The sequence below is a fragment of the Bifidobacterium sp. H6bp9 genome (assembly GCF_032193695.1).
In the GTDB taxonomy this organism is placed as follows: Bacteria; Actinomycetota; Actinomycetes; order Actinomycetales; family Bifidobacteriaceae; genus Bombiscardovia; species Bombiscardovia kimbladii.
In genome coordinates this window covers 185,018-201,056 of sequence record NZ_JASTZY010000001.1, presented here as the reverse complement: position 1 = coordinate 201,056, position 16,039 = coordinate 185,018, and the positions used below count along the sequence as shown (strand labels likewise).

13 protein-coding genes are annotated in these 16,039 nt (G+C 61.6%); 7 read left to right on the top strand and 6 right to left on the bottom strand.

The features are described from left to right. Positions 1 to 45 precede the first annotated feature (45 nt). The 4 genes from purF to purT all read right to left on the bottom strand — a co-directional run bounded on the left by purF (position 46) and on the right by purT (position 7,565). Positions 46 to 1,551 (bottom strand): amidophosphoribosyltransferase, encoded by a 1,506-nt coding sequence (gene purF / locus QRX40_RS00780; RefSeq protein WP_045924674.1) that lies wholly within the window; start codon positions 1,549 to 1,551, stop codon positions 46 to 48. Positions 1,552 to 1,568: 17 nt separating this feature from the next. Beyond that, on the bottom strand, positions 1,569 to 5,348 hold the full coding sequence (locus QRX40_RS00775; protein WP_313835657.1) for a phosphoribosylformylglycinamidine synthase: 3,780 nt from the start codon (positions 5,346 to 5,348) through the stop codon (positions 1,569 to 1,571). Positions 5,349 to 5,427: 79 nt separating this feature from the next. After that, a complete protein-coding gene (gene purC / locus QRX40_RS00770; RefSeq protein WP_045924672.1) occupies positions 5,428 to 6,180 on the bottom strand; it encodes a phosphoribosylaminoimidazolesuccinocarboxamide synthase in 753 nt (250 codons plus the stop codon). A 77-nt stretch (positions 6,181 to 6,257) separates the two neighbouring features. Continuing rightward, on the bottom strand, positions 6,258 to 7,565 hold the full coding sequence (gene purT, locus QRX40_RS00765) for a formate-dependent phosphoribosylglycinamide formyltransferase (protein ID WP_396184079.1): 1,308 nt from the start codon (positions 7,563 to 7,565) through the stop codon (positions 6,258 to 6,260). Between the two features lie 135 nt (positions 7,566 to 7,700). Here purT and QRX40_RS00760 point away from each other — a divergent pair, with 135 nt between their 5' ends. The 5 genes from QRX40_RS00760 (at position 7,701) to QRX40_RS00740 (ending at position 12,490) form a co-directional block, all read left to right on the top strand. Continuing rightward, positions 7,701 to 8,753, top strand: coding sequence for an ATP-binding cassette domain-containing protein (locus QRX40_RS00760; RefSeq protein ID WP_313835652.1), 1,053 nt, complete (start codon positions 7,701 to 7,703; stop codon positions 8,751 to 8,753). Further along, positions 8,750 to 9,430, top strand: a complete 681-nt coding sequence (locus QRX40_RS00755; RefSeq protein WP_045924669.1) for a methionine ABC transporter permease — start codon at positions 8,750 to 8,752, stop codon at positions 9,428 to 9,430. Before QRX40_RS00760 ends, QRX40_RS00755 begins: the two co-directional genes overlap by 4 nt. A 25-nt stretch (positions 9,431 to 9,455) precedes the next feature. Beyond that, positions 9,456 to 10,337, top strand: coding sequence for a MetQ/NlpA family ABC transporter substrate-binding protein (locus QRX40_RS00750; protein ID WP_313835649.1), 882 nt, complete (start codon positions 9,456 to 9,458; stop codon positions 10,335 to 10,337). A gap of 33 nt (positions 10,338 to 10,370) precedes the next feature. Beyond that, entirely contained in the window at positions 10,371 to 11,234 is an 864-nt protein-coding gene (locus QRX40_RS00745) for a MetQ/NlpA family ABC transporter substrate-binding protein (protein WP_313835647.1), read from the top strand. A gap of 77 nt (positions 11,235 to 11,311) precedes the next feature. Beyond that, the gene (locus QRX40_RS00740) at positions 11,312 to 12,490 is read left to right on the top strand and encodes a glycosyltransferase (RefSeq protein ID WP_313835645.1); all 1,179 of its coding nucleotides are present in this window, start codon (positions 11,312 to 11,314) and stop codon (positions 12,488 to 12,490) included. A 6-nt stretch (positions 12,491 to 12,496) separates the two neighbouring features. Here QRX40_RS00740 and QRX40_RS00735 read toward each other — a convergent pair whose 3' ends face one another. Further along, positions 12,497 to 13,273, bottom strand: a complete 777-nt coding sequence (locus QRX40_RS00735; RefSeq protein ID WP_313835644.1) for an ABC transporter permease — start codon at positions 13,271 to 13,273, stop codon at positions 12,497 to 12,499. After that, complete coding sequence (locus tag QRX40_RS00730; RefSeq protein WP_313835642.1) at positions 13,270 to 14,202, bottom strand: ABC transporter ATP-binding protein; 933 nt, start codon at positions 14,200 to 14,202, stop codon at positions 13,270 to 13,272. The genes QRX40_RS00735 and QRX40_RS00730 overlap by 4 nt, the downstream gene beginning before the upstream one ends. Positions 14,203 to 14,359: 157 nt before the next feature. Between QRX40_RS00730 and QRX40_RS00725 the strand changes: the two genes are divergently transcribed. Continuing rightward, positions 14,360 to 15,052, top strand: a complete 693-nt coding sequence (locus QRX40_RS00725; protein ID WP_313835640.1) for a response regulator transcription factor — start codon at positions 14,360 to 14,362, stop codon at positions 15,050 to 15,052. Between the two features lie 110 nt (positions 15,053 to 15,162). After that, positions 15,163 to 16,008 (top strand): HAMP domain-containing sensor histidine kinase, encoded by an 846-nt coding sequence (locus QRX40_RS00720; protein ID WP_313835638.1) that lies wholly within the window; start codon positions 15,163 to 15,165, stop codon positions 16,006 to 16,008. The last annotated feature ends 31 nt before the right edge of the window (positions 16,009 to 16,039 follow it).

The window sequence follows — 16,039 nt, the reverse complement described above, 5'->3', positions numbered from 1 at the left end:
GGCTGCCCCTTTCTCTGCGCTGTCTGTTCTGCTCTTCGCTAGTGCTCATTGGTCTGTCTTCTGCCCCGACCCCGCAGGCATGTCAAGCCCGTAGGATCCCTTGGAGGCTTCCAGCCGGGCCCGGTCCTCTGGGGTCAGCGAGGCCAGGAAGCCCTGCTCGTAGTCGTCAAGCCGCGTTGGGTAGTCTCCGTTAAAGTAGGCCACGCAGAGTCCCTGGTAGGGTGCATCACGACCCAGGCCGATGGAATCCACCAGACCGTCAAGACTCAGGTAGGCCAGGGAATCGGCCTCGATGGCTTCTCTGATCTGCTCCACGGACTTCTTGGCGGCAATCAGTTCGGAGGTCCGTTGGATGTCGATGCCGTAGTAGCAGGGGTAGCGCAGGGGAGGGGAGGCGATGCGCATGTGCACCTCGCTGGCCCCAGCCTCCCGGAGCAGGCGGACGATTCTGCGCGAGGTGGTGCCTCGGACGATGGAATCGTCGATAACCACCACTCGTTTGCCGGCTACAACGCCGCGCACAGCGGCCAGTTTCATTCTGACGCCCTGCTCGCGCATGGCCTGGCTGGGCTGGATGAAAGTGCGGGCCACATACTGGTTCTTGATCAGCCCCATCTCGTTGGGCAGCCCGGCCGCCTCGGCATAGCCTGAAGCGGCGGACAGGGAGGAGTTGGGCACCCCGATGACCATGTCGGCGTCCACCGGGGCCTCACGGGCCAGCCTCGCGCCCATTCTCTTGCGGGCCGAGTGGACGTTGACCCCATAAATATTGGAGTCGGGCCTGGCGAAGTAGATGAACTCCATGGAGCAGATGGACAGGCAGGTCTGATCGGTATAGCTCTCGATGCTGTAGCCCGAGTCGTCCACCCGGACGATTTCGCCGGGACCGATGTCCCGCACCAGCCTGGCGCCGACCAGGTCCAAGGCGCAGGTCTCAGAGGCCAGGACATAGGCCCCTCCCGGCAATTGGCCCAGGGAGAGGGGGCGGAAGCCGTTGGGATCCATGGCGCCGATCATGGCGTCCTCGGTCATGAGCAGGTAGGCGAAGCCGCCATGGACCTGGCGCAGGGCCTGTTTGAGCGCCGCCATGAAGTCCTTTTCAGGGCTGCGCCGAATCAGGTGCATGAGCACCTCGGTGTCGGAGTTGGAGTGGAAGATGGCCCCCTGATCCTCCAGCTGCGCCTTGAGGCTGTTGCAGTTGGTCAGGTTGCCGTTGTGAGCCAGGGCTATGTCCCCGTCATGGAAGCGGAAGACGAAGGGCTGGATGTTCTCGATGGACCCTGAGCCGGTTGTGGCGTAACGAACGTGGCCGATGGCCCGGTCACCGGTCAGCGGTGCCAGGCTGGACTCGTCCGGGAAGACCTGAGTCAGCAGGCCCAGGCCCCGCCGTCCTATCAGGTGCCCCTGGTCGTTGGAAACGATGCCGGCGCCCTCCTGGCCGCGGTGCTGCAGGGCATGCAGGCCGAAGTAGGTCAGCCGGGCAGCGTCGGGGTGCCCCCAGACACCGAAAATCCCGCACTCCTCGTGGATGCCTTCAAGCTCCAACGACATGGTCTATGTCCTTTCCCCTAGGCGGCAAAGTAGTCCACTCCCGACTGGAAGAGCGGCTGCGTGCGGTTTCCGGGCACGTTGAGATACAGGTCGGGGCCGCTGCGCTCCGTGTGGCCCATCTTGCCCAGCACCCGGCCGTCCGGGCTGGTGATGGCCTCGACGGCCATGTCGGATCCATTGGGGTTGACCAGCGGATCCATGGAGGGACGGCCCTGCTCATCTACATACTGGGCTGCCACCTGTCCTTGGTCGATCAGGGTGCGCAGGAGGCCGGGCTCGGACACGAACCGTCCTTCCCCGTGGCTGATGGGCATGGTGTGGATGTCGCCCACCCGGCAGGCGCTCAGCCAGGGGGAGCGTGTGGAGCTGATCCGGGTGTGGACCAGACGGCTCTGATGGCGACCGATGGTGTTGACGGCCAGGGTGGGATCCTCGGGCGAGCCGGTGACGATTTTGCCATAGGGAACCAGGCCCAGCTTGATCAGCGCCTGGAAGCCGTTGCAAACGCCCAGAACCAGCCCGTCCCGGTCCTGCAAAAGCTCCTGGAGGGCGTCGGCTACCTGGTTGGAACGCAGGAAGGATGCCACCAGTTTGGCCGAACCGTCTGGCTCATCGCCGCCGGAGAAGCCTCCGGGCAGCATCAGTATCTGGCTGCTGCGGATGGCCCGGGCCAGGCGGCTGGAGCTTTCGGTCACGTCCTCGGCATTCAGGTTGCGGATGACCACGGTATCCACCTGGGCTCCAGCGTCCTGGAAGGCCCGTGCAGAGTCGAACTCGCAGTTGGTGCCGGGGAAGACAGGCATGACCACCCTGGGGCGTGCGGTCTTGGCAGTCCCCCTGGTTCTGCGCGCCGCTGGCCTGCCGGGCTCACGGTCGGTGCGGCCGATGGTCGGCACCTGGTCGCCTTGGCCCCGGTACGGGAAGATGCCTTCCAATCCCCTGGCACGGATTTCCTCAAGCTCAGCCAGGTCCAGATCCTCGCCGCCGCAGCGCAGACGATAATCCTCGCGAGTGTGTCCAAGGAGGCGCAAATGCAGGCCGGAATTCTGAATGAACTGGGGCTCCGGACCCGAGGTCTCCAGGATGAAGCTTCCATAGGCGGGGCGGAAGAACGCAGATATAGCAGTGTCTGATGCCAGATCCAGCCCGATTTTGTTGCCTATGCACATTTCCATCAGGGACTGCGCCATGCATCCGTAGCCCGGAGTGGCTGCAGCATCCACCAGGCCCTGGCTGATCATCGATTCCACCTGGTCCATGACGGTCCGCAGGCTCTCCGGATCGGGCAGCAAACCGTCCTCTTGGTATTCGGGCGCCAAGAGATAGACATGACGGTCAGCCGCCTTGAATTCGGGGGAGACTGCATCCTTGGCCTGCCCCAGGGCCACAGCAAAGCTGATCAGTGTGGGCGGCACATCCAGGTCCTCGAAGCTGCCGGACATGGAGTCCTTGCCGCCTATGGCCCCCACCGCCAGGTCCAGTTGGGCCTGGAGGGCGCCAAGGACGCCGGCCACTGGCAGGCCCCATCGCCGGGGGTCGCCGCCGGGCTTGGGATAGTACTCCTGCAGGCTCAGATGGGCCCGGGAACGGCTGAAGCCGCTGGCCACCAGCTTGGCCAGGCTCTCGACCACGGCCAGGTAGGCGCCGGTGTACGGGTCCTGGCTGCTGATCCAGGGGTTGAATCCCCAGGCCATGGCCGAGGCGGTGGTAGTGTGCCCATCCACGGGCAGCTTGGCCACCATGGCCTGGGCCGGTGTCAGTTGTCGGGCTCCGCCGAAGGGCATGAGGACAGTGCCTGCGCCGATGGTGGAGTCGAACTGTTCGGCCAGACCCTGCTGGGAGCAGACGTTGATATCTGCAAGCAGGGCCTTCATGCGCGCGTCCAGGTTGCCTTGGACCTCGAAGGGGGCATGGTAGGGAGCAGGGACCGCCACCTGGGCATCGGCCTTATGAGGGGCGCCGTTGGAAGCCAGGAAGGATCGGGGGATGTCCACGATGGTCTCTGATCGCCAGGTCATCCGCAGCCGGGGTTCTTCGGTGACCTCGGCGATGACGGTGGCCTCGAGGTCCTCCTGCTGGGCGTACTCGATGAAGGCGGGCGCGTCTTCGGCAGCCAGGGCCACGGCCATGCGCTCCTGGCTCTCGGAAATGGCGATTTCGGTACCGTCCAGCCCCTGGTACTTGAGCGGCACCCGGTCCAGGTCCACGTTCAGCCCGTCCGCCAGTTCGCCCACAGCCACGGCAACGCCGCCGGCTCCGAAGTCATTGCAGCGCTCAATCAGCCTGGCCGCCTCCTGACGGCGGAAGAGGCGCTGGAGCTTGCGCTCCTCAGGGGCATCGCCCTTCTGCACCTCGGCTCCGCAACGTTCCAGACTTTCTTCATTCTGGGACTTGGAAGCCCCGGTGGCGCCGCCGATTCCGTCGCGGCCGGTCCTGCCGCCCACCAGGATGATCAGATCGCCGGGTGCAGGCCGCCGGCGGATCACATGGTCGGCCGGTGTGGCAGCCACCACAGCGCCCACTTCCATCCGCTTGGCCGCATAGCCTGGGTGGTAGATCTCCCGGACCTGCCCGGTGGCCAGCCCGATCTGGTTGCCATAGGAGGAGTAGCCATCGGCTGCCTGACGGACGATCCGGCTCTGGGGCAGCTTGCCGGGCAGGGTCTGATCCAGCGGTTGACGGGGATCTGCTGCCCCGCTGACCCTCATGGCCTGGTAGACGTAGCCCCTTCCGGACAGGGGATCACGGATGGCTCCGCCGATGCAGGTGGCTGCACCACCGAAGGGCTCGATCTCGGTGGGATGGTTATGGGTCTCGTTTTTGAACAGGAAGAGCCAGTCTTGATCCTGGCCGTCCACGTCGACCTTGGTCCGGATAGTGCAGGCGTTGACCTCCTCGGACTGGTCCACGTCGTTCAGGATGCCGCGCTTCTGCAGGTACTTGGCTCCGATGGTGGCCATGTCCATCAGGCATTCAGGTCGGTCCTGACGGCCCAGTTCTTCTCGGATTGCCCGATACCGTTCCAGCGTGGTCCGTACTCGGGGGTTGTCCGCCTCGATCCGCTCCAGCCTGGTGTTGAAGGTGGTGTGCCGGCAGTGGTCCGACCAATAGGTGTCGATCACCTTGAGCTCGGTCAGGGTCGGGTCGCGCTTTTCCTGGCGGTAGTGATCCCGGCAGAAGCGGGCATCCGGCAGATCCATGGCCAGGTCCAGCTTGTCGATCAATGCTTCCAGTCCAGGATCATCCAGATCGCGGAACCCGTCCAATACGGGCACTGGATCCGGATCGTCGTCAGGCATGGCCAGGGTCTTGGGCTGCTCCAGCCCTACCACCCGTGAGTCGACCGGATTGACCAGGTAATTGCGGATGGCCTCTATTTGCTCGGCATCCAGGTCGCCCTGGAGCAGGTAGACGGTGGCTGTGGCCACCAAGGGGCGGGCGCCCTGGCCGATCAGCTGGACACACTGGGCTGCGGAGTCGGCTCGCTGATCGAACTGGCCGGGCAGGGGGGCCACGGCGAAGAGCATGGGGGAGTCCAGCGGCGGCAGGTCCTCGTCGCCCTTCATGCGCAGGGCCTGCTCCAATTGGGTGGCCACCAGGTCGGTCTGGGGCTGGGCGAAGACCGTGGGCAGGCAGCGTTTGAAGAGGTCTTCGTCGATGCCTTCCAGATCGTAGCGGTTGAACATGCGCAGGCCGGTCAGCCCTTGCACGCCCGGCAGGGTGCGCAGCTGTTCGGCAAGCCTGTCGGCGGCCTGGTCGAAGCCCCGCTTTTTCTCGGTATAGACACGGAAGAGCACAATGGATCCTTTCGCGATGGACTGGTTGGGGACCAATGAAAAACCCGGAGGCGATATGCTCGCTTCCGGGTCGACCGATTCAGCTGTTCGATTGGCTTTCGCGCTCCTCCAATTCGGTCAGCCCATCCAGAATGGTTTGATAAGCCGGAATGATGCTGCCCAGGTCCCTGCGGAAGATGTCCTTGTCCAAGTGGGTGACCTGGCCGTCATTATTGTTGCCGATCGCCCAGAGCCGGCAGGTGTCGGGGGTGATCTCGTCGCCGAGAAGGATGATGCCCGATCCGGTCTTGCCCATTTCGATCTTGAAGTCCACCAGCTCCACGTTGATGGCGCGGAAGATGCTGGTGAGGGCCCCGTTGATTTCCCGGGTCTTCGCGGCGATGATGTCCAGATCCTGCTCAGTGGCCAGTCCCAGGGCCAGGATGTCGTCCCGGTTGATAAACGGATCATCCAGGGGATCGGACTTGTAGAAGAACTCCAGCACCGGCTGCTTCAGGGCGGTGCCTTCCTCAACCCCGTACCGCTGGGCGAAGGAGCCTGCGGCCCGGTTGCGCATGACGATCTCCAGCGGGAACATGTCCAGCCGGCGGTTGAGTTGTTCGGTATCCGAGATGCTGCGTACGAAGTGGCTGGGGATCCCCCGGCGGGCCAGCAGGGAGAATATCACCGTGGTGATCCTGTTGTTCAGTCTGGCCTTGCCTTCGATATTGGCCTTCTTGGCCCCGTTCCCCGCGGTGGCCTGGTCGGTGTACTCAACCCAGAGTATGTCCGGGTCATCCGTCTCGTACAGTTTCTTGGCCTTGCCTTGATAGCGCATTCCCAACTTTTCCACTGTTCGCCTTCCTCGAGTTTGTTGCGAATTGGAAACTTCTGCACTGCTTGGGACACGACCACCATAGCAAGCCCGGGTTACATCCCCGTGCCCACCCGGGGTTTCAGATCGTGGACCACGGCTTCGGCACGCTTGGTGGCAGTCTGCAGGTCAGGGCCCAGGGCCAGGGCCACGCCCATGCGGCGCAGGCCATGCACTTCCGGCTTGGAGAAGATGCGCAGATCGGTGCCTGGGTGGTCCAGGGCCTGCGGCAAGCCTTGGAAGCTGACCGGTCCCTGGCCCCTGACCAGGATGGGCCGGCTGACCGCGCATGCGCCTTCCGGCAGACTCAGGGCCAGATCCTCCTGGTGGACGGGAATGCCCAGGATGGCCCGGGCGTGAAGGTCGAACTCGCTCAGCCGTTGGGAGATCATGGTCACCATGCCGGTGTCATGGGGGCGCGGCGCCACCTCGTTGAAGAGCAAGGAGCCGTCGCGCAGGACGAAGATCTCCACACCGTAGATCCCCCAACCGGTCTCGCCGCTCTGGCGGGCCAGGGAGGTCATGGCCTCAACCAACCGGGTGGCCATGCTCCGGGCCTGCTGCAGGATGTCAGGATTCAGATCCGCCGGTTGCCAGGAGAGGCGGTAGTCCCCGTCCTCCTGACGCTGGCCGATGGGCGTGCAGGTGGCCACGCCGGCGCAGGAGGCCACGGTCAGAACCGTCAGCTCATGGGCCAGGGGGGCCAGGGCCTCCACGATGACCTCGGCCTTGCCCTGGTGCCTGGTGGCTGCCCGGCCTTGGGTCAGTGCCGAATTCCAGGCTTGAGACAAACCCTCCCTGCTTCGCACCAGAGTCTGTCCGTGGCCGGAGGAGCTCATCAGAGGTTTGACCATGCAGGGGTAGCCCACCTGGTCCGCCGCGCTGGCCAGCTCTTCGGGGGAGTCGGCGAATCGGTAGGGGGTAGTGGGCAGGCCTACCTGTTCGTGGGCGAAGACGCGCAGGGCCCTGCGATCCATGCACATGGCCGCCAGGGGGGCGGCAGGCACTACCTGGATGCCCCGGGCCGCGGCATCGACCAGGCGGTCTGTGGCAATGGCCTCCACTTCAGGCACGATCAAATCGGGGTGGACCTTGTCGATCAGGTCCTCCAAAGCCTGCGGATCGCTCATTTTCACCTGGTAGCCGGCATGGGCCACCTGGGTGGCCGGTGCGCCAGGGTAGGAGTCCGCCGCGCCAACCCAGGCACCCAGCCGCATCAGACTGATGGCTATCTCGCGGCCGAGTTCGCCGGCTCCTAGGAGAAGGACTCGTGTAGGTCTTGGCCCCAGAGGAGAGCCGTACGGTCGCTCCCCGGGATTGATGGTGTTGATAATCCGCTGCTGACCGGATGCGCTCATACCCATATTCTGCCACCGACCCATCGACCAAGCAGACGGTTTATCGATACATGCCTATAAGCGACATCTATAGAGGCCTTCTTGTCCGCTGGCCGCCGGGACGATTACCATGTCATGCAGTCGACCAGGGAAGGCGGGAACGTGAGCGAGCGGACACCGGCGGTGCGGATGGAGCACCTGACCAAGACCTATCACAGCGACGACGACGAAGACAAGACGGCACTGGCCGACATTGATCTGACCGTCGAGACTGGGGATATTTTTGGCATCATTGGTCTGAGCGGGGCGGGCAAGTCCACGCTGGTCCGCTGCATCAACGGGCTGGAAGATTACGACTCGGGCAGCGTCAAGGTCCGCGGCCGCGAGGTCAAGGATCTGGCTCCGGCCGAGCTGAGGGACCTGAGGCGTCGCACCGGCATGATCTTCCAGCACTTCAACCTGATGCCCTCCAGAACGGTGGCCGACAATGTGGGCCTGCCTCTGCGGGGGAGCGGCCGCGACCGTGCATCTCGACGGGCCCGGGTGTCCGAGCTTCTGGAACTGGTAGGGCTGACCGAGCTGGCCGACCACTATCCCGCCGAGCTCTCCGGCGGCCAGCAGCAGCGGGTGGCCATCGCCCGAGCCCTGGCCAACGAACCGGATATCCTGCTCAGCGACGAGGCCACCAGCGCACTGGATCCGACCACCACGCGCTCCATTCTTCAGCTGCTCCGCGACCTGCACGACCAGCTGGGCATCACCGTGGTCATGATCACCCATGAGATGTCGGTCATCCGGCAGATCTGCAACCGGGTGGCGGTCATCGACCAGGGCGTCATCGTGGAGCAGGGCAGGGTCTTCGATGTCTTTGCAGACCCCAAGGCCCAGCTGACCAAATCCTTCGTGGCCACCACCTCCAACCTGGACAAGGTCAAGGATCTGATGGCCGCCGATTCGCCCCTGGTGGCCCTGGAGCCCGGGCAGATCCTCATGCGCATGTCCTATGTCTCCAAGGAGGTCTCCGAGGCCCTGGTCTCCACCATCAGCCGTCGCTACAACCTGGACGTCAACATCATCTTCGGCGACATCGATGTGGTGGAGGATGCGCCCCTGGGCGGTCTGGTGGTCAGAGTGGGCGGCGACGCTGAAAACATCCGCCAGTCCATGGAATACCTGCGCTCGCGCAACATCGGAATCGAGGTTCTCAAGTCATGACGTCCCTGCTTACCGCCTGGTTCCCCAACGTCATGAGCCGGCTGCCGGAGTTTTTCAGCAGCATGGTTCAGACCCTGGTCATGGTCGGCGTCTCCGGGGTGATCTCCTTCCTGCTGGCCCTGGTCATCGGGGTGGGGCTGATCATCAGCCGACGTGACGGCATCCGCCACAACGGCCTGGTCTTCACTATCCTGGACAAGCTGATCGACCTTTTCCGCTCCATCCCCTTCATCATCCTGGCGGCGGCCCTGGTGCCGGTGACCAGGATGCTCATGGGCACGGCCATCGGGCCCAAGGGGGCGATCTTCCCCCTGGTCGTGGGCATCACGCCTTTCTTCTCCCGACAGATCGAGTCGGCCCTTGCCGGTCTGGATCCTGGGTATGTCGAGGCGGCGGAGTCCATGGGCATGACCACCTGGCAGATCATCTGGCATGTCTACCTGCGTGAGGGCATCCCCTCCATCATCCGGGTGACCACCATCACCATCGTCAGTCTGGTGGGCGAGACCGCCACCGTGGGCATCGTGGGCGGCGGAGGTCTGGGCGACTTCGCCATCCGTCTGGGCTACCAGCGGTCCATGAATGACGTGACCATCGCCACCATCATCGTGCTGGTCATTTTCATCGCCCTGATCGAACTGTTCGGCCGGCTTCTGGCCGAGGTCGTCGAACACTGAGCAACCCGGGAAAGGTCAGATTATCGTGGTCGGTCGCAGTCACGTCGGCAAAAAGAACAGAGCCAAGGTCCAGCTGGCGGCGCTCAGCCTGGTCATCGTCCTCCTGCTGGCGCTGGTGGTCGGCACCGATGTCCGCCTGAACCAGGTGGGTGCCGATGTCAAGGTCGTCAGGGTCGGCGTCATCGGCAGCTCGGACGACCAGATCTGGAAGGCCGTCCAGGCAGAGCTGGATCGGCGTGGCGAACGCATCAGGATCGAACTCAAGCCCTTCCAGGACGCCATCTACGTCAACCAGGCCACATCCAACCGCGAGGTGGACTTCAACGCAGCCCAGCATTACGCCTACCTGGAGGACGACGTGAAAACCAACCACTACCAGCTGGCCGTGCTTGGCAATACCTACATCTCGCCCATGAACCTCTACTCGCAGCGCTATGCCAAGCCTTCGCAGTTCCGGGACGGCGACCGGGTGGCCATCCCCAACAACGCCACCAACATGGGCCGGGCCTTGAAGGTCCTGGCCGATGCCAAGCTGATCGGTCTGCGCGACCCCAAGGCCACCAACCCGCTGCCCGAGGATGTGGTGGACAACCCCAAGCATCTGAGTATCGAGCAGGTGGATCCGGCCGGCATCCTCAACCTGCTGCCCGACTATGCGGGCGGGGTCACCAATGCCAACTTCGTGGTCGATGCAGGTCGCAGCGTGCACGATGCCATCCACGAGGTTCCCTACGATCTGCAGAACCCGGCCAACAAGCCTTATATCAACATCATCGTCACCACCAGGGATCAGCGGGACAACCCCACCTACGCCGCGGTGGTGCGCGCCTATCATTCCAAGCCCGTGGCCGACACCATCGTCCGTGTCTACAAGGGCGCCTGTCTGCCGGCCTTCAAGGTTTCCTGATGCGATAGGTTCCATCGATGAAGGAGAACGGATATGAGCACCAGAAGAACCAGAGCCAAGCGAGAGCTGGCGGCTGTCTCGGTCGTCATCCTGGTGGTCGCCGTCCTGATGGGCGTGGCCTATGTCAAGGTCAACCAGCCCGAACGCGGCCAGCGGGAGATCAGCATCGGCCTGGTGGGCGATGCCGATGAGGAGATCTGGAAGGCCGTGCAGCACGAACTGGACCAGCGCCGGGCCGGCATAACAATCAAGCTCCGCTCCTTCCAATACGGGCGTTACGCCAATCAGGCACTGTCCAACGGTGAGATCGACCTGAACGCCTTCCAGCATTATGCCTTTCTGGAGCAGGAGACCAAGCAGCATGGGTACCAGTTTGCTGCTATTGGCGACACCTACATTTCACCGCTCAACCTTTACTCGAAGAAGTACCGGAGCGTTGACCAGATAGGGCATGGCGAGCGGCTGGCCATTCCCAGCGATCCCATCGACCTGGGACGGTCCCTGAAGGTGCTTGCCAGCGCCGGGCTGATCGGTCTGCGCGACCCCAAGGCCACCACGCCGGTTCCCGAAGACATCGTCGACAATCCGCGCGGGTTGGTCCTGGACCAGGTCGATCCACCGGGAATCGTCAAGGTCCTGCCCGACTATGCGGCCGGCATCACCAACACCAATTTCATCCTGGATGCCGGCATGAAGATCCAGGATGCCATCTACCAGGTGCCCGGCGATCTCAAATCGCCAGCCAATCACCCCTATGTCAACATCATCGTGGCCAGGCAGGCCGACAAAAATGATGCCGCCTACAAGGCTCTGGTCTCTGCCTATCACAGCCGCTATGTGGCTGATGCCATCAACCGCTACTACCGTGGGGCGGCAGTCCCGGCCTTCTCCTACTAATAGTGGGTGCAATCGGGTCGTCTACCTGTCTTAATCCGGCCCAAGTCTGCTAATGATGAACAGCGGAGGGAAGGCCGATGAGGGATCATGATCGCCTGACGCTGGCCCTGGTCCTGGATTCCTTCGGCAACAGGGGCAACGGGACCTCCAATTCCGCCATCCAATACGCCCAGGGTCTGGAGGCGCTGGGGCACCGGGTTCGGCTGGTAGGGGTGGGCTCGACAGATTATCCGGCGCGGGTGCATCGAATTCCTCTGGTTTCCCGTGTGGCGGCCAGGCAGCAGATGAGCTTCGCCCGTGCCGATCCGGAACTCTTCCGAAGGGCCTTTGCCGGTGTGGATCTGGTCCATATCTACGAACCATTCGTCTTCGGCCGTGCCGCCCTGGCACAGGCCAGTTCTATGGGCATACCGGTGACTGCTGGGTTTCACATTCAGCCTGAGAACATCACCTATTCCGCAGGCCCATTGCGCTGGCTGCCCGGAGTGGACTCGGCCGTCTACCGGCTCTTTCGGTTCTGGCTCTACGATCATGTCAGGCACATCCACGTTCCCACCCAGCTGACGGCCGACCTGCTGCGCTCGCATGGGTACAAGGCCCGCCTGCATGTCATATCCAACGGGTACCAGCCTAGGTTCAACCCCGGGAACCGATATGAGCGTGACCGATACGAGCGTCAGCGATCAGACCGGCTGATCCAAGTCGCGGCCTCCGGCAGGCTGGCCCGGGAAAAGGACCATCTGACCCTGATCCGAGCCTTGGCTCTGTGCAGGAACAGGCGCAGGATCAGCCTGACCATAGCAGGCACAGGGCCCATGGAGCGCCGTCTGAAGGCGGAAGCCGCCCGGCAGTTGGACGGCATGCGGGTCTCGATTGGATTCCACCAGAACGCGACTATGCCCGACCTGCTCAGGCGGGCCGATCTGCTGGTCCATCCGTCAATCGCGGATCTGGAATCGGTCAGCGTCCTGGAGGGGATGGCCTGTGGCGCAGTCCCGATCATTGCCCGATCCGACCTGAGCGCCGCAGGACACTTCGCCCTGACGCAGCATTCGCTCTTCCCGGTTGGCAAGGCCTGGGCGCTGGCTGAGCAAATCGACTGGTGGATAGACCATCCTGATGCCCTTGCAGTCTGGTCCGGACGCTACGCCGAACATGCCAAGGAACATTATTCCCTGGATGCCTCCGTCAAGGCCTTTGCCCATATGGCCATGCAGGCCGTCAGCGATCAAAGAGCCGGAGCAGGTATAGCCTGACCTGGCTTAGATCTCCTGCTTGGATATGATCAGAGCCGATCCGATGATGGCCGCCAGGACCACGCCCACGGATGCTCCGGCATAGATCCAGGCCTGATCGGCCTTCAGAGTGTTCAGAACGATCTGTTCGCCGAACCCGACGAAGTCGAAGTATTTCAGCCACTGCCATTTTGCTGTCAACTCTACGAGGCCGATCAGCACGGGCCATATCACGATCACCACCGCTGGGGCTACCAGGGATTTGGCAATGATCAAGAGGACAATGCCCAGACTGATGATGACGGAAATGCAGAAGCTCACCAGTAGGGTCATGACGGCCACATCCTTGCCCAAGACGCCCCAGTCGGCCCCCGGCTTCCTTCCTAGAGCCAGACCGGTGATCAGGATGGTGATGAAGTAGCACAGGGTCAGGAGGATGATGTCAATCAGGATGGTCACGTACTTGCCTAGGATGAACTGTATTCGTGAGATGCCTGATGTCAGCGTGTTCTTCAAAGTGTGCTGGCTGTATTCCGAACCAATGACGATAACGAAGACCGCGATGTAAAAGTAAACCAGGGACGAGGCGGAGGCGACACCTGCTTGCAGGCCTGTTCTGACTGTCCAGCCCTGGCGTTCGATTTCCGACAGTTTATGAGCGTATTCTTCGCCTCCGGTGGTGATTCCTATGGTCGTCTTGCCCCATGTGGTCACTATGCCGAGTGCCACAGTGGCAATCAGCAGAATCAGCATGCCGATGGATCGCCGCTGCCTGTAAAAGTCGGCCCTGATCTGGTTAATCATTGTTGTCTCCTAAGCTCTTGAGGGTCCTTGTTCAGCAGATCCGCGAAATATTCCTCCAGCGATCCCTTCTGCTGGCCGATCTGATTGACCAAGATGCCTTCCTGAACCAGAAGACTGTTGATGGGTCCCGGTTCCAGATTCCCTTGCTTGATCAGAATTTGATGGTCGTCAAGGACTTGGAAGGGGCCGATTCCCTTGCGATCCAGGAGCATAGCGGCCTTGGAGCTCTGGTCCACGTCGATCAACAGTCCATTCTGATTGATCCGATCCAGTTCATCCTTGTCTACCTCCTTGATCAGGCGACCGTGGCTGATGAATCCGAACCGGGAGGAGACCAGGTAGAGTTCGCTCAGAATGTGACTGGAGATGAGAAGGGTCGTCTGGCGCTCCTTGTTGAGCCTGTCCAGGAGTGTTCTGAATTCCATGATTCCTGCCGGATCCAGGCCGTTGATGGGCTCGTCCAGAATCAGGAAATCGGGTCGGGTGAGGATGGCCATGGCCAGCCCCAAGCGCTGACGCTGGCCCAGAGAGAGGTGACCGGCCCGAGTCTTGGCCTTTTCGCTCAGGCCGACGAAGTCGATGGTCTGATCGATGGCCTTGTCGTCGGCCAGCCCGTGCTGGATGGCTGTCAGCTTCATGTTCTGGCTGACGGTCAGTTTTTTGAAGGCGGCTGGTGCCTCAATGACCGAGCCTATTCTGCTCAGTATCCGGCTGTCCTTGCCAATTGTGTGCCCCATCAGCCTTATGCTTCCCTCCTGTATGGGGGACAGTCCGGTGATCAGACGCATCAGGGTGGTTTTGCCAGCGCCGTTCTCGCCGATCAGCCCGTAGATCTCGCCCTTGTTTATGGAGAGGCTGAGATCGTCCAGTGCCTGGAAGCGGCCGAACCGTTTGCTGACATGGTTAATATCCAGAATGGTATCGTCCATGGAATTCCTTTCCCTGTGTCGCTATCAGAGAATCTAAAGTGCCTTTCTTAATTGCATGGCTAAGAAATCATTAAGAATTTCATAAATCCGATTGGGCGAGATCGGCATCGTTAGGCGGCTTCAGTAACATGAGAGTGACCTGCGAAAGGAAGAAAGTATGCCGACGATTCTGGTCGTGGAGGATCAGGAGGACATCCAGTCCCTGCTCAAGGATGTGTTGGGAGGGACCTACCGAATCATCCAAGCGACGACTGGCGCCCAGGCCTTGGCCCGCTTCCAGCAGGAGGAACCCGACCTGATTCTTCTGGATCTGATGCTCCCCGTAGTCACCGGGGACAGCGTTCTCAAGTCCATTCGGCATATGTCGTCAGTGCCGGTCATCATCCTCACGGCCATTCAGGACAAGACCAGGACCGTCAGCCTCCTGGAGCAGGGCGCCAATGATTATGTAACCAAGCCGTTTGACATCGACGAGCTTCGCGCTCGCGTCCAGGTCCAGCTGCGCCAATCCGGGGCGCTGAAAGCGGATGCGGATGCAGCAGGTGGATCCGACTCCAAGATGTGTTTCGAAGGTATCGAGCTGGACCGGATGGAGCACACGGTCAGCGTTGATGGGCACCGGGTCGAACTGGCGCGCAAGGAATTTGCCATTCTTGAGCTTCTGATGGATCATCCGCATCGGGTTTTCGAGAAGGAGGATCTCTATCGGCAGGTTTGGAACCAGCCCTACATCAATGCCGAGAACACTCTCAATGTGCACCTGAGCACCTTGCGGACCAGCCTGAACAGATACGCCGGCAGTCAGCGCTACATCGTGTCGGTCTGGGGCATCGGTATTCGCCTGGTTTGAATCCACGTGGAAGGAAGAACGATGAATAAGGGGTCGTCGGAGGTGAATCCGTGAAGGTGGTTGCACTTGTTCTGGGTCTTGTCGCTCTCGCCTTAGCGATTGGCCTGATAATGCTGACTACCGACCTCAAACGGATCAGTGATGATCTGGACTTCATCAACCATGCCGACACCAACGCCTTGGTAACCACTGGGTCTAATATCGGGCTCATCTGCACTCTGGCGGATAGGATCAATGCCGTTCTGAACAAGACCAGACGGCTGCAGATCACTCAGGCTGAGCAGAACAAGCAAGTCCGGCAGATGCTGACCAACCTGACCCATGACATCAAGACCCCGCTGACCGTGGCCAGGGGATACGCCCAGCTGCTCAAGGAGGGATCGGCTGATCAGGAGCAATTGGGCAAGATTCTCAACAACCTGCAGTCGGTGGACCACTATCTGCATTACCTGATGGATTTCAATCTGATGCAGGAGAAAAGCGTGAGCCTGGATCTGACTAGGGTGAATCTGTCTGCACTGGTTCAGCAGGAGCTCTTCAACGCCTTCGATTCGCTGACTGCGCGGTCCGTCACGGTGGAGCCCAGAATCCAAACTGGTGTGGAAATTACGACGGACCAGACCATGGTGTGTCGAATAATTCAGAACCTGATCGGCAACTGGCTCAAGTATGCGGATGCATCAGCCTGGGTTGACCTGCGCCAGGGCGAAGATGGGCGGATTCATCTGGACTTCGGCAACAAAACCAAGGGCGAAGCCGTTGATGTGGACAGGCTGATGGCACGGTTCCAGACCGATGACCAATCACGGACCAAGATCAGCAGCACAGGCCTGGGTCTCAGTATTGTTGATTCCCTGGTGGATTCGCTCGGCGGCTCCATGAGCCTAGAATCCACTAACGGTATTTTCCTCGTCCACTTGCTGCTAAGCGATGCCACGCAAACGAGCGAACTGTAAATAATGCGGGTCTGAGCCGCTTAGTGAGATG